10 protein-coding genes are annotated in these 13,792 nt (G+C 60.4%); 2 read left to right on the forward strand and 8 right to left on the reverse strand.

Features of this window, described 5'->3' with window-relative positions; translation table 11 throughout:
* Positions 1-56: 56 nt before the first annotated feature.
* The 8 genes from dnaG to nirB form a co-directional block, all read right to left on the reverse strand.
* A complete protein-coding gene (gene dnaG / locus ACK4FF_RS11245; protein WP_409709012.1) occupies positions 57-1,868 on the reverse strand; it encodes a DNA primase in 1,812 nt (603 codons plus the stop codon).
* Positions 1,869-1,944: 76 nt separating this feature from the next.
* Positions 1,945-2,394, reverse strand: a complete 450-nt coding sequence (locus tag ACK4FF_RS11250; RefSeq protein WP_409709015.1) for a GatB/YqeY domain-containing protein — start codon at positions 2,392-2,394, stop codon at positions 1,945-1,947.
* Between the two features lie 55 nt (positions 2,395-2,449).
* Positions 2,450-2,662 carry a 30S ribosomal protein S21 gene (gene rpsU / locus ACK4FF_RS11255; protein ID WP_256764755.1) on the reverse strand — a complete coding sequence of 71 codons (213 nt, stop codon included), beginning with the start codon at positions 2,660-2,662 and terminating at the stop codon, positions 2,450-2,452.
* A gap of 141 nt (positions 2,663-2,803) precedes the next feature.
* Positions 2,804-4,048: an NAD(P)/FAD-dependent oxidoreductase gene (locus ACK4FF_RS11260; RefSeq protein ID WP_409709018.1), complete on the reverse strand. Its 1,245-nt coding sequence runs from the start codon at positions 4,046-4,048 to the stop codon at positions 2,804-2,806.
* The gene (ybiB, locus tag ACK4FF_RS11265; protein WP_409709021.1) at positions 4,035-4,994 is read right to left on the reverse strand and encodes a DNA-binding protein YbiB; all 960 of its coding nucleotides are present in this window, start codon (positions 4,992-4,994) and stop codon (positions 4,035-4,037) included. Before ybiB ends, ACK4FF_RS11260 begins: the two co-directional genes overlap by 14 nt.
* A gap of 25 nt (positions 4,995-5,019) precedes the next feature.
* Positions 5,020-7,884, reverse strand: coding sequence for a molybdopterin-dependent oxidoreductase (locus ACK4FF_RS11270; protein WP_409709024.1), 2,865 nt, complete (start codon positions 7,882-7,884; stop codon positions 5,020-5,022).
* A gap of 1 nt (position 7,885) precedes the next feature.
* Positions 7,886-8,242, reverse strand: a complete 357-nt coding sequence (nirD, locus tag ACK4FF_RS11275; RefSeq protein ID WP_409709029.1) for a nitrite reductase small subunit NirD — start codon at positions 8,240-8,242, stop codon at positions 7,886-7,888.
* An 11-nt stretch (positions 8,243-8,253) separates the two neighbouring features.
* The gene (gene nirB / locus ACK4FF_RS11280; protein WP_409709032.1) at positions 8,254-10,713 is read right to left on the reverse strand and encodes a nitrite reductase large subunit NirB; all 2,460 of its coding nucleotides are present in this window, start codon (positions 10,711-10,713) and stop codon (positions 8,254-8,256) included.
* Positions 10,714-11,093: 380 nt separating this feature from the next.
* Here nirB and ACK4FF_RS11285 point away from each other — a divergent pair, with 380 nt between their 5' ends.
* Both ACK4FF_RS11285 and tsaD read left to right on the forward strand, forming a co-directional pair.
* Positions 11,094-12,578, forward strand: a complete 1,485-nt coding sequence (locus ACK4FF_RS11285) for an alkaline phosphatase D family protein (protein ID WP_409709035.1) — start codon at positions 11,094-11,096, stop codon at positions 12,576-12,578.
* Positions 12,579-12,660: 82 nt separating this feature from the next.
* The gene (gene tsaD, locus ACK4FF_RS11290) at positions 12,661-13,716 is read left to right on the forward strand and encodes a tRNA (adenosine(37)-N6)-threonylcarbamoyltransferase complex transferase subunit TsaD (protein ID WP_409709493.1); all 1,056 of its coding nucleotides are present in this window, start codon (positions 12,661-12,663) and stop codon (positions 13,714-13,716) included.
* Positions 13,717-13,792: the final 76 nt, after the last annotated feature.

Consider the following 13,792-nt stretch of genomic DNA (forward strand, 5'->3'; position numbering starts at 1 on the left):
CCAATTTTGCCCGATGCGCACCCGAATGTGGGTAAAACCCGTACCTTAACCAGTAATTATAACTGATTAACTCTCTTCTGTTTCAACTGCTGGAACTGACGCATGCATTCGTGATACCACGCCTGCTGCTCACCATCGAGCGGCAAGCGTGCAGAAAGCCGCTCCAATTCTGCTTTGAACCACACCTCGCAACACTGATACACGGCCGAACGCAACTCGGTTTCAAATTCCAGGGAATCGTCCAAACCCCGGGCCTCGGCCAGCACCATGTTCACCCACTGCTGATGCACTTCATCGTTGAAGGCATTGGGCAGGCGGGCTTCCAGCAGGTGCGCATCCTGCCGCACTTTGGCCAGCAAGTGCATGAAGCTGTGCACCTCCACGGGCGGGTTGTCCTGCCGCTCGTAAAGCCTCACCAGCGGGTCGCATTCATGCACGGCCTGTGGGGCACGCACCAGCCGGGCCGCAAGGCTCAGCAAGGGCGACTTGGCCGCAGGCCTTGGGCCGGTGTACATCGGCCTGTCCAGCGGTTCGGCGCGGTACTTGCCCTTGCCTTTGGGCACAAAGGGCTGGCGCTCGGCAGCGCGCTTCAAACCCAAGTGCTGGGCCAATTCCACCGGGGTGCAGCCCAGCAGTTCAGCCAGGCCACGCAACATGGACGAGCGCAGCACCGTGGCCTGCATTTGTACAATCAGCGGCTTGAGAAAAGCGATGGCCGCCGCTGTGCCTTCAATTTGGCGCAGCGGGAAGTTCTGCTCCAAATGGCGGCCCAGGAATTCCGACAGCGACAAGGCTTGGGCCACCATGGCCTCGAAGGCGTCAGCCCCTTCGGTGCGAATGAAGGAGTCTGGGTCGTGCTCCACCGGCAGAAAAATGAAGTCAGCCCGTTTGGTTTCATTCACATGGGGCAAACAGGCCTGCAAGGCACGCCACGCGGCTTTGCGGCCAGCGGCATCCCCATCGAAAGAAAACACCAGCCGGTCGGTTTGTTTGAAGAGCTTCTGCACATGGTCAGGGGTGACGGCCGTGCCCAAGGTGGCCACCGCATTTTCAAACCCCCACTGGGCCAGGGCCACCACGTCCATATACCCTTCGGTCACCAGCACATAGCCCATTTTGTGAATGGCTTGGCGGGCCTCAAACAGGCCATACACCTCGTGCCCTTTAGAAAACACGGGGGTTTCCGGGCTGTTCAGGTACTTGGGTTTTTCATCGCCCAACACCCGCCCGCCAAAACCAATCACCTGACCCTTGGGGTTGCGAATGGGGAACATGATGCGCCCGCGAAAGGCATCGTACCGGCGGTTGGTTTCGGACAGCTTGGTCAGCCCGGCCGTGTCCAAAAGGCTGTTGCTGTTGTAGTCAGCCACCAGCACCTCAAGGTTTTGGTATTTGTCGGGCGAATACCCCAAGGCAAAGCGCTGGGCAATTTGGCCGGTCAACCCCCGGCCCTTCAGGTAGTCGATGGCCACCGGGTTGGCTTTAAGCTGCCCTTTGTACCAGTTGGCCGCCTGGGCCAGCAGGTCGAGCACTTGCTCGCGTTCGGAACGCACCTCGGCGGGCACATCCATGCCTTTTTCGTAAGGCACATCCATGCCCAAGTTGCCCGCCAGTTGCTCCACCGCTTCAGGAAAAGTCAGGCCCAGGTGTTCCATCAAGAAGCCCACGGCGTTGCCGTGCGCGCCGCAGCCAAAGCAGTGGTAGAACTGTTTGGACGCACTGACGGTGAACGAGGGTGACTTTTCGTTGTGGAAGGGGCAAAGACCCTGAAGGTTGGCGCCTGCTGGCTTGAGCTGCACGTAGCGGCCCACCACATCGGTGATGTCCACGCGGTAGAGCAGATCATCGATGAATGCCTGGGGGATCATGCGCAGCAACAACCGGGGTGAAGGTTCAGACGAACAAACAGGTTACCAACAATTGGCAACCTGACGCGCTTGGGAATTACAGACTGGACAGAGCGGTTTTGATGAAGCCCGACACTTTACCCATGTCGGCCTGGCCTGCCAGTTTTGGTTTGGCCGCGCCCATGACTTTACCCATGTCTTGGGGGCCTTGGGCACCCACAGCAGCGATGCACTCGGCAATCACGGCCTGAATGTCGGAATCGCTAAGCTGGGCAGGCAAGTACGCAGCCAGCACGGCGGCTTCTGCGCGCTCGGCTTGTGCGGACTCAGGCCGACCGCCCTGATCAAATTGGACGGCGGCTTCATTGCGTTGCTTGATTTGCTTTTCGATGATGGCCAACACAGCGGCATCACCAAGTTCGACGCGTTCGTCGACTTCTTTCTGCTTGATGGCGGCTGACAGCATGCGCAGGGTAGCAAGTTTGGCTTGCTCCCGTGCTTTCATGGCATTCTTGATGTCTTCAAGGATTTGCGCTTTGAGCGACATGCGGACAACCTAGCAGAACCGAGCGAACAGCCAAGGTGGCCGCCCGCAGGGACAATCAATACATTTTCTTGGGCAACATCTGGCTGCGCAGGCGCTTGTAGTGGCGCTTCACAGCAGCAGCTTTCAAGCGCTTGCGCTCGGAAGTGGGCTTTTCGTAGAACTCGCGTGAACGCAGTTCGGTCAGCAGACCAGTTTTTTCAATGGTGCGCTTGAAGCGACGCAGGGCAACTTCAAATGGCTCGTTTTCTTTAACGCGAACGGAAGGCATTCAGGCTCCAATCCCAAACAATTATTTTCCAACCCTTTGTTTTTCTTGATAATTTTCAAGAAGACCCAAGCGTTGGGGTAAAAGATGACCACCGGGGAACCCGGCAAAGACCGACACTATAGCACTGAAACTGCCTAACCCTCAAGCCCCTGGGGCCAAAATGCCACGGGCGGCGGCCACGGCGCTGGCCCAGGCCCACTGGAAGTTGTAACCACCCAGCCAGCCAGTGACGTCCACCACCTCGCCAATGAAGTACAGGCCCGGCACTTTGCGGGACGCCAGTGTCTTGGGGTTGAGGTCTGCTGTGGCCACGCCGCCACGCATCACCTCGGCTTTGCGGTAGCCTTCAGTGCCTGTGGGCACCAACTGCCACTGGGCAACCTGCTCGGCCAAGGCCAGCCAGTGTTTTTTGCCCAATTCAGCCACGCGGCGCTGGGCGAACCCTTCGGGCAAGCTGGTGTTCAGCCAGGTATTTAACAGGCGGCGGGGCCAATGGGCCAGTTGCTGCGCCATCCAGTTGTCCAGTTGGGCGCGTGAACCCGAGGCCAGACCAGCCCACTGCGCGGCCAATTCAGTCGGCGAAACATCCTGCCCTGCCAGGTTCAAGCTGATGGGCTGCCCCGGCGACCAGTACGAGGAGGCCTGCAACACTGCCGGGCCGCTGAGGCCACGGTGTGTGAAGAGCAAATCTTCGTCGAACCAGGGGGCGGCCGGTTCGCTGCCACGCGAGTGCACTGGCAGGGAAACCCCGGCCAACTCGACAAAGGGGGCCCAGTGGGCGGCATCGAATGTCAAAGGCACCAGCGCAGGCCGGGTGTCAATCAAGCGGTGGCCAAACTGTTTGGCCAGATGCAGGCCCCAATCGGTTGCGCCAATTTTTGGCACGGGCAGGCCGCCGGTGGCCACCACCAAGTGGCGGGCTTGCAAGGGGCCAGCGGTGCTGTCCAGCCTGAAACACCCATCAGCCCACTGCACCGCCGTGACGGAATGCGGCTTGAGCCATTGCACACCTGCGTCCTGGCATTCCCGCTGCAGCATGGCGATGAGGTCTTCACTGCTGCGGTCGCAGAACAACTGGCCTTTGTGCTTTTCGTGAAAAGGAATGTGATGCTTGCGCACCAAGGCGATGAAGTGGTTGGGGGTGTAAGCCTTCAGGGCCATGCGGGCGAAGGCGGGGTCGGCCGACACAAAGTTGTCTGGCCCAACGGTGCGGTTGGTGAAGTTGCAGCGGCCACCGCCACTGATGCGGATTTTCTCGGCCAGCTTTTCGGCATGGTCCAGCAAACCGACACGCCACCCTCGGCCAGCGGCACCCTGCCCCACCTGCGCGGCGCAGTGCATGCCGGCGGCACCGGCACCAATCACCAGAACATCAAACGTGCGCATTCAGCAATTGCTCAAACGCGTCCACTTGGCGAACAAACCCGTGCGGCAGCAGGTCCGGTGCTGCCAACCAGCGGCTGATGAGCTGGCCCGTGGCCACGGCATCAATGTCAGGGTGGGGGTCGGGCTGCTCGGTAAACACTTGCTCAGGCTCGGCCAATGGCCAGGTGCTTCCGTCGCGCACTGCATCCATGCGGGGTACGCGATAAGGTGCGGCCACGGGCTCGCCTTCATGGGCGCGCAACACCAGCGCGGTGCGACCAAGGCGCGAGAGCACCTCGCGCTGCAAATGCCAGAATTCCGGGTGCGTATAGCTGGTGATGAGTGCGCTGTGGGCCAACTCGGGGGGTGTCCACAGTTTCACCAAGGTGTGGCTGCAATTGCGCACGCCCAACACATTGCGCAAATTGAGCAAGCGGGCCAAGGCCGGGTTCAAATCCTGAAGGCTGAGGTAATGCGGTTCGGGCACATCGCCCCACTGCACATGCGGCCACACCATGGCGCTGGTGATGCGTGTGCCTGACTCAGTACCCAAGCCATGCACCAACACCGGATACCCGCGCGCAGCCAGCAGGCCCGCCAGCAAGGGGGTGAAATTGGGTTTGCGGCGGGCACCGTTGTAGCTGGGCAGCACCACCACCGGCAGGCCAGTGCGTTGGCTGGTTTCATTCAAGGCATTCAACGCCTGTTGAGCCACAAGGCTGCATTGGGCGTGGTAACCAGCCAGGCCATCGAGGAAGCCACAGAGTTCGTCGACCGATTCGCCTTTGACGCGCAGGGCAATCATCACTGCACCCGTTTCCAGCTCGCTCACGCGCCCTTCCAACAAGGCGGCGTAGAGGGCTGCGGCTTGCTCGCGGGCCAGGCTGCGCGCACCGTCCTTACCGCGGCCAATCTCTTTGATCAGCGGGGCGCAGGAAAATGGCTCAAGCGGTGGCGTGGGGGTCATCGTTCATTCCCGCAGGGGGAGGGTTCTACACAGCGGCATTGTACTCGGTCTGTACCGGTTCAGCAGACGCAGGGGCTGTGGCCAGAATGATGCGCTTGAGCTGCGGTACGCAGGAACCACATTGGGTGCCACATTTCAAGGCGGTTTGCAGATCAGCCAAGCGTTCACCGGGGTGACACCCGGCATGCTGCTTGGCGCAGTGCTGTTCGATGGACTGTTGGCTGACCCCAAGGCAGTTGCACACCATGCTCACGGGGCTTGCATCCACACCCGGCGGTTGGGCGACCGGGCTCAAGAGGTGAGCCCGAAGCGGCCATACATTGGTGCTTTCATCCATGGCACGGCGCAGCCAGCTTTCGGATTGAATGTCCCCAGCCAGGCACAAACCGGTGATGCGCGCATTGGGCGTTGCGCCAGTTTTGTCAGCTTGCACGGACACACGGCGCACATGGCCGCTGGCCGGGTCGGTGTATTGCATGGCGCTGGCATTGTCGAAACCGAGTGCATCAAGCACAGCCTGCACTTGAGCGGGCTCGGGGCGGCTGGCGCAAGCGGCCCGAAACAGCACGGTGGGGCGGTCGCGCCCGGTGGTCACACACACAGCGGTATCAAATTGCGACATCAAGGCCCTGCCCCGCTGCCATGCATTCAACCAGTCTGCAGACTGCACGCACACCATCAGTTGCCAGGTGGCGTGAAAAGGCGACAGGTGCACTGCGGCGTGTTTGAGTTCAGGTTGGCGGGAGTACGGGTCCACCGCATCCAGGGTGAGGGCATTTACCCCACCAAAAAATGACCGTCCCCCGAAAAACTCTGGCCCCCAATGCATGGGCAAATAGGCTTGCTGGGGCGCAATGCCCGCGTCGGCCTTGGCACGCACAATCACCAGCCCTCGACGGGACCTCACCGTCAACCAACCCCCATCGGCCACCCGCAAACGGGCCAGGTCGGCCGGGTTCACCGCCACCTTGGGTTCGGGTTCATGTGAAAACAGGGTGTTGAGTGTGCCGGTGCGGCTGGCGCCATGCCACTGATCACGCAGGCGGCCTGTGTTCAAGCGCCAGGGAAAACGTGCGTCGGCGTCTTCAGCCACAGGCGCAAAGGCATTGGGCACAAAACGGGCGCGCCCATCGGCTGTCGGAAAACGGCCATCGGTGTACAGGCGGGCCACCCCGGTGGCTTGGCCTTCCGGCAGGGGCCATTGTTGCGGGCCTTGCTCATCCAGCATGGCGTAGGTCAGGCCGGTGATGTCCAGGTCGCGGCCACGGGTTGTTTCGCGGTGCTCAGCAAACACGGCTTCAGCGCAGGTGTAGGGAAACAGTGTTCTGCCAGGCTCAAGCCGTGAGCCTGACAGGCCACGGTGGTGCAACTCTTGTTCAAGCCGCTGTGCAAAATCCACCGCAATGGCCCAGTCGTCACGCGCTTGCCCAGGGGCAGGTGCTGCGGCGCGCACGCGGCTGATGCGCCGTTCACTGTTGGTGACCGTGCCTTCCTTCTCGGCCCACGTGGTGGCGGGCAACAGCACATCGGCAAATTCTGCGGTGGCTGTGGTGCGGTAAGCGTCTTGCAACACCACCCAATCGGCTTTCTTCAAGGCACGGGCCACCAATTCGCTGTTGGGCAGTGAATGGGCCGGGTTGGTGCAGGCAATCCACACCATGCGGATGCTGCCTGTGTCCAGGCGCTCGAACAACTCCAAGGCACTGGCACCGGGTTGATCGGGAACAGACTTCACGCCCCAGAGCGCGGCGATTTCAGCGCGGTGCTGTGGGTTGGACAAGTCACGGTGGGCCGACAGCAAGGTGGCCAACCCGCCCACTTCCCGGCCACCCATGGCATTGGGCTGACCAGTCAACGAAAATGGACCGCTGCCGGGCTTGCCAATTTGACCAGTGGCCAAGTGCAAGGCAATCAGCGCGGTGTTTTTGTCGGTGCCTGTGGTGGCCTGGTTAAGGCCCTGGCAATACAAGGAGAGTGTGTTTGCACTGCCAGCAAACCAGGTGGCCGCCGTCACAATATCGGCCTCGCTCACACCACAGACTTGGGCCGCCAACGCCGGGGTGTGGTCGGCCAGCAATTGGCGCAACGCGTCGAACCCCACAGTGTGGTTGGCGATGTAGTCGTTGTTCAGCCAGCCGCGCTCCACCATCACATGCAACATGGCATTGAAGAGCATCACGTCGGTGCCGGGCTGTATTTTCAAGTGCAGGTCAGCCGTCTGGCTGGTGTCGGTGTCGCGGGGGTCCACCACAATCATTTTGTGGCCTGGCTTGGCGGCACGCGCTGCTTCCAGCCTGCGAAACAGAATGGGGTGGGCAAAGGCAGGGTTGGCCCCTGCGATGAATACGCAATCAGCCAGCTCAATGTCGTCGTAACTGCAAGGCGGGGCATCGGCCCCCAGGGTGCGCTTGTAGCCACTGACCGCACTGCTCATGCACAGGCGCGAATTGGTGTCGACGTTGTTGGTGCCAATCAGGCCTTTGGCCAGCTTGTTGAACACGTAGTAGTCTTCGGTCAGCAATTGGCCGCTGATGTAAAAGGCGACGCTGTCGGGTCCGTGTTCTTCAATGCACTGGGCAAACCGCTGCACGGTCTGGCCCAGCGCCTCGTCCCAAGTGCTTGGGCTGAGGGCTTGCTTGCGGTCAGTGCGCATCATGGGCTGCAAAGCCCTCACCTGCCGGTACACATTGACGGTGGCGGTTTGCGCGAGGCTGCTGCCTTTGCTGCACAGTTTGCCGTAGTTGGCGGGGTGGTCCGGGTCCCCCTGAACAGCCACAATTTCCGGGGCTTGCCCTTCGCGGGTTCGCGTGCTGACCACGACGCCACAACCCACGCCGCAGTAGGGGCAGGTGGTTTTGGTGTGCGTCAGTGAATCAGGCGAAGCAAGCACATCACACTCCGAGGGTGCGGATTTCGTCCATGCTCAAATGCACCCGGCCATCCACCACTTTCACGGCAAACTTGGCGGTGCAGCCTTCGTCAGGCTCGCGGGCGCAGCCGTCGTTCAGGCCAATGTTCCAGTTGTGCAAGGGGCAAGTCACGGTGGTGCCGTGTACGATGCCCTGGCTCAGCGGGCCTTTTTTGTGAGGGCATTCGTCCAACAAGGCAAACACCTGTTCTTCACCGTTGCGAAACAGGGCAATGTCCTGCCCTTGCGGCCTGCGCACAATGCGCGAACCCAGCACCGGAATGTCTTCTACGGCACACACATCAATCCATTGCATGGAAATATCCTTGATCGCGTTCATTACAAAGGCCCTCATTCAACCACAACAGGAATGGCAATGGGTGTGAACTGGCGCACGTCCACTTGCGCGGCCTCTGGTTTGTGCCAAGGGTCTTCTTCAAGGGCCAGTGCGGCTTGCAGTTCAGCCCACAGGGCGTTGCGGTTGGCCACATCGTCCAGCACTTTGGCTTTGACATGGGCCATGCCTACCCGCGCCAGGTAATGCACGGTACGCTCCAGGTACCAACCTTCCTTGCGGTACAACTGCAGGAAAGCACCGCTGACGGCGAGTACTTCATCCGACGTTTTAACGCGGCACAGGAATTCCGCCACTTCGGTTTTAATGCCCCCGTTGCCGCCGATGTAAATTTCCCAACCGGAATCCACACCGATCACGCCCACGTCTTTGATGCCCGATTCAGCACAGTTGCGCGGGCAACCGGACACGGCCAGTTTCACTTTGTGGGGTGCGTACATTTTGAACAAGGCCTGTTCCAGGTCTTTGCCCATCTGTGTGCTGTCCTGTGTACCAAAGCGGCACCATTGGCTACCCACGCAGGTTTTGACGGTGCGCAGGCCTTTGGCATAGGCATGGCCGCTGGGCATGTCCAAGTCTTTCCACACGCTTTGCAAATCTTCTTTTTTCACACCCAACAAGTCAATGCGCTGGCCGCCCGTCACCTTCACCGTGGGAATGTTGTACTTCTCCACCACATCGGCAATTCGGCGCAGCTCCGCCGCTGTGGTTTCACCACCCCACATGCGGGGCACCACGGAATAGGTTTTGTCTTTCTGAATGTTGGCATGCGCACGTTCGTTGATGAAACGGCTTTGTGGGTCGTCTACCGCTTCGCCGGGCCAAGAACTGATGAGGTAGTAGTTGACTGCGGGGCGACAAGTTGAACACCCGTTGGGAGTGCGCCAACCCAAGGCCTTGAACACTTGGTCTTTGTGGGTGAGGTGTTGGCTGAAAATGGCGTCACGCACGGCTTGATGGCCGTGGTCTGTGCAGCCACACACTGGCTTGGTTTTGGGGGTTGCTGAATAATCAGCACCCGCTGTGCTCATCAGGATTTGTTCACACAAGCCCGTACACGACCCGCAAGACGCACTGGCCTTGGTGTGTTTGCGCACTTCTTCAATGGTGAACAAGCCCTTGGTTTTGATGGCCTGAACAATGGTGCCCTTGCACACACCGTTGCAGCCGCAGACTTCGTCGGTATCGGCCATGCGGCTGGCCTGGCTTTGGCCTTCATGCCCGGTGTCACCAATGTTGCTTTGGCCGAACATCAGCTTGTCGCGAATGTCGGTGATGGCTTGGCCGTCGCGCATCAGCTTGAAATACCACGAGCCATCCACAGTGTCGCCGTACAGGCAGGCGCCCACCAGTTTGTTGTCCTGAATCACCAGCTTTTTGTACACACCGCCGATGGGGTCGGACAGCAGCATTTCTTCCGTGCCCTCGCCACCCATGAAGTTGCCAGCCGAGAACAGGTCAACACCAGTCACTTTCAATTTGGTCGAGGTGACAGAGCCTTCGTACCGGCCGATACCGAACTGGGCCAAGTGGTTGGCACACACTTTGGCTTGTTCAAACAGGGGAGCCACCAAGCCGTAGGCCACGCCGCGGTGGCTGGCACACTCGCCAACCGAATAAATGCGGGGGTCGGTGACGGTTTGCAAGGTGTCCGTGACGACCACGCCACGGTTGCAATGCAGGCCTGCGCTTTTGGCCAGTGCGTCGTTGGGGCGAATGCCCACCGCCATCACCACCAGTTGAGTGTCCAGTGCGGTGCCGTCGGTGAACTCAATGCTGGCCACACGCCCATCGGCACCGGCGTGCAAGGCCTTGGTGTTTCGGGCCAGCAAAAACTTCAAGCCTTTGGCCTGGAGGGAATCCTGCAACAGCCGGGCTGCGGTGGGGTCAAGTTGACGCTCCATCAACCATTCCGGCAAATGCACCACAGTCACATCCATGCCCTGAATGGCCAGGCCATTGGCAGCTTCCAGCCCCAACAGGCCACCGCCAATCACCACCGCCTGTTTGTACTGTTTGGCGGCGTCCAACATGGCTTGGGTGTCCGCAATGTCGCGGTAACCAATTACACCCGGCAGATCAGCGCCGGGCACCGGCAAGATGAATGAATTGGAGCCCGTGGCCAGCAGCAGCCGGTCATAGGGGGCCTGTGTGCCATCGGCACAGTGCACCACCCGCTTGGTGCGGTCAATGGTGGTGACTTGCTTGCCCATGTGCAGGGTGATGCCATTGTCGGCATACCAATCCACCGTGTTCAGCACAATCTCGTCGAAGGTCTGCTCACCGGCCAGTACTGGCGAGAGCATGATCCGGTTGTAGTTGGGGTGTGGCTCTGCGCCAAACACAGTGATGTCATACAACTCCGGCGCAAGCTTCAACAGCTCTTCCACCACCCGGATACCGGCCATTCCGTTGCCCACCACGACCAGCTTCTGTTTGTTCAATGACATCAGCATCGCCACACCCAATTTCAAGCAAAAAAAACGGCGGCCGGCAGCACGAAGCTGCACGGACGCCGTTGTCCAACTCCTAGGGCGAGAACGCCTTCGGAGACCTGTCAATCCACCTGCAGGCCGCCGCCGTTGACGGCCTACGGTTACTCTTATGCAAAGGGCGTGCCAGCCTTAAAACCGGAAATTTGCACCGAAAAAAGGCTGAAAATCAGCATTGCACCCCGCTTTCGGGTGAGGAACTCAGCACTTGCTTGGTGCAACGCACCACTTCTTGCACCGTCGCCCCCTGAACGGACCCACTTTGAAGCAGAAACCCAAGGGGCCCCTCACCGCCAAGGTGCCCTGCTTATGCTGATTGATTACTGATTCCACTGTCATTCACCATGAGCACACCATCGCCCCGCCTGGCCCTGGGCCCCCTTCTGGGCCTTGAACACCCCCTGACCTACACCGTGCTGTTTGTGACCAACACGCCCGTTACCGTGGCTGAGGTGCGCATCAACCAAGGCGTGGCCAGCGCCACACCCATCGCCACAGAACACGGCCACCAAGTGTGGCGTGCCGAATGGCCGGTGCAACAAAGCCAGCAGGCCACTGCGCTGGACTACAGCGTGTGGCTGGACGGGGTTCAAGCCCAAGGCGTGGATCGCCAACAGCAATGGTCGGTTGAATGCCCGGGCTTGCAGGACAATCCCCGCATGGTGTACGCCTCATGCAACGGGTTTTCAGACCCCACCTTGATGAAAAACGTGGCCCTGCCCTTCGGGCTGTGGTCCACCCTGAAAACCCGACAAGACACCCAAGCTTTCCACCTGCTGTTGATGGGCGGTGACCAGGTGTACGCCGACTCGGTGTGGGCCAACCAGCCCGCCCTCAGAAACTGGGGCAGCAAAAACAGGGCTGACCAAGTGAAAGCCAAACTCTCCGCCAGCGAGTTGAACGCGGTGGACAAAGCCTTTCTGCAGTTGTATCTGGAGCGTTGGTCGCAGCCCGACACAGCCAACCTGCTGGCCCGCATTCCACAGATCATGATGTGGGATGACCACGACATCATTGACGGCTGGGGCAGTTACAGCCCCGAGTTTCAACAGTGCCCGGTCATGCAGCAGGTGTTTTCAGTGGCCGCCAAATACTTTGACCTGTTCCAGCTTCGGGGCAAAGGCCACAACACCAACCTGATTGCACCGGGCAGCCCGCACCGCAGCCTGTCACTGACGCTGAACGGCACCACCATTCTTGCGCTGGACCACCGCACCGAACGCACGCTGGACCAAATCATGAGCCCCGGCCACTGGGGCGACTTCATCGCCAAACTGGATTCCTGCGCGGTGGGGGACCTGTTGGTGTTGAGTGCAGTGCCCGTGGTTTACCGCGACTTCGCAGCCGCCGAAAGCGTACTGGATTTAACCCCCAGCAATGAAGAACTCACCGACGACCTGAAGGACCATTGGCGGGCCAAGAAACACCAGGGGGAGAGGGCCCGGTTCATCATGCGCCTCTTGAACAATGCACGCGCCCGGCATGGCCGCACAGTCATCCTTTCCGGCGATGTGCATGTGGGTTGCCTGGGCGTGATACGGGACAACAGCGCCGGGCAGGTTGTGAACGTACACCAAGTGGTGTCGTCGGGCATTGTGCACCCGGCCCCCAACCCATTCCAGTGGGCGGGTATTTTGGCCATCACCAACGACCGTCAAGAAACGCTGGATGAGAACGGCCAAGTGTGCGCCCGCATGCTCACCCCCTTTGGCTCCGACACCTACCTGCGCACCCGCAACTTCGCCACGCTGGAACAAGGCAACGACGGCAAATTGTGGGTGAACTGGGTGTGCGAAAACGGCGATCAACCGCATTACCCACTGAGTTGACCACCGGCCCACGCCAAAGGCATGGCTGGTTTGCTGGTAACATGCAGGCCTGCCCAACCTTCAGGCCCCTCGCGTGTCCGACCTGCTAGTTCTTGGTTTCGAAACCTCCTGCGATGAAACCGGCGTTGCCCTGTGCACCACCGGTGGACAAGTGCTGGCCCAGGCCCTGCATTCGCAGATCAGCATGCACAAAGACTATGGCGGCGTGGTGCCCGAGCTGGCCTCGCGCGATCACATCCGCCGCTTGGTCCCCCTGATGAATCAAGTGCTGGCAGACAGTGGCAAAAGCCTTACCGATGTGGACGCCATCGCCGTCACCACCGGCCCCGGCCTGCCCGGCGCATTGATGGCGGGCACTGCCTTCGCCACCAGCCTGGCGATGGGCTTGGGCAAACCGGTGATTCCCGTGCACCACCTTGAAGGGCACTTGCTGTCGCCCCTGTTGTCGGCCACGCCTCCTGCATTCCCGTTCACAGCCTTGTTGGTCAGTGGCGGGCATTCCCAATTGATGGGTGTTGAAAACCTGGGCCATTACGCCTTACTGGGCGAAACACTGGACGACGCGGCGGGCGAAGCCTTCGACAAAACCGCCAAAATGATTGGCCTGCCCTACCCCGGCGGCCCAGCTTTGTCCAAACTGGCGGAACAGGGCAATGCCAACCGCTTCAAACTGCCCCGCCCCATGCTGCACAGCGGCGACTACAACTTCAGCTTTTCCGGCCTGAAAACCGCAGTGCTCACCACCGCCATGAAACTGGCCGGGGTGGCCCAACCCACCGAAACCATGGTCTTGAACGACCAAGACAAAGCCGACCTGTGCGCCAGCTTCCAGGCGGCCATTGTTGAAGTGCTGGTGAAAAAGTCAATCGCGGCCACCCGCGCCAATGGCCACAAGCGGCTGGTGGTGGCTGGTGGCGTGGGCGCCAACAAACAACTGCGCCACAGCCTGACCGAAGCCGCCGCCCAACGGGGCATCGAGGTGTACTTTCCGGAATTGGCCCTGTGCACCGACAATGGCGCCATGATTGCCTTTGCAGCGGCCATGCGCCTGAAAGCCAACCCGGCCTTGCTCAGTCAACTGGACTACAGCATGCAGACCAAACCACGCTGCGCCATTCCGGGGCTTCAGGGCAGCTAACCGTCACGGTCAGGGCCCCCTCACCCGGTTGGCCGACACAGAGCGAGGCCAAGGGTTCTCACCCCCAACGGTTTGC

This window comes from Limnobacter sp., from assembly GCF_046297615.1.
In the GTDB taxonomy this organism is placed as follows: domain Bacteria; phylum Pseudomonadota; class Gammaproteobacteria; order Burkholderiales; family Burkholderiaceae_B; genus Limnobacter.

What these genes read in the sequence shown, in the direction of transcription:
- dnaG (WP_409709012.1), bottom strand. Translation starts at nt 1,868, where the DNA reads ATGATCCCCCAGGCATTCATCGATGATCTGCTCTACCGCGTGGACATC.
- ACK4FF_RS11250 (WP_409709015.1), bottom strand. Translation starts at nt 2,394, where the DNA reads ATGTCGCTCAAAGCGCAAATCCTTGAAGACATCAAGAATGCCATGAAA.
- rpsU (WP_256764755.1), bottom strand. Translation starts at nt 2,662, where the DNA reads ATGCCTTCCGTTCGCGTTAAAGAAAACGAGCCATTTGAAGTTGCCCTG.
- ACK4FF_RS11260 (WP_409709018.1), bottom strand. Translation starts at nt 4,048, where the DNA reads ATGCGCACGTTTGATGTTCTGGTGATTGGTGCCGGTGCCGCCGGCATG.
- ybiB (WP_409709021.1), bottom strand. Translation starts at nt 4,994, where the DNA reads ATGACCCCCACGCCACCGCTTGAGCCATTTTCCTGCGCCCCGCTGATC.
- nirD (WP_409709029.1), bottom strand. Translation starts at nt 8,242, where the DNA reads ATGAACGCGATCAAGGATATTTCCATGCAATGGATTGATGTGTGTGCC.
- nirB (WP_409709032.1), bottom strand. Translation starts at nt 10,713, where the DNA reads ATGCTGATGTCATTGAACAAACAGAAGCTGGTCGTGGTGGGCAACGGA.
- ACK4FF_RS11285 (WP_409709035.1), top strand. Translation starts at nt 11,094, where the DNA reads ATGAGCACACCATCGCCCCGCCTGGCCCTGGGCCCCCTTCTGGGCCTT.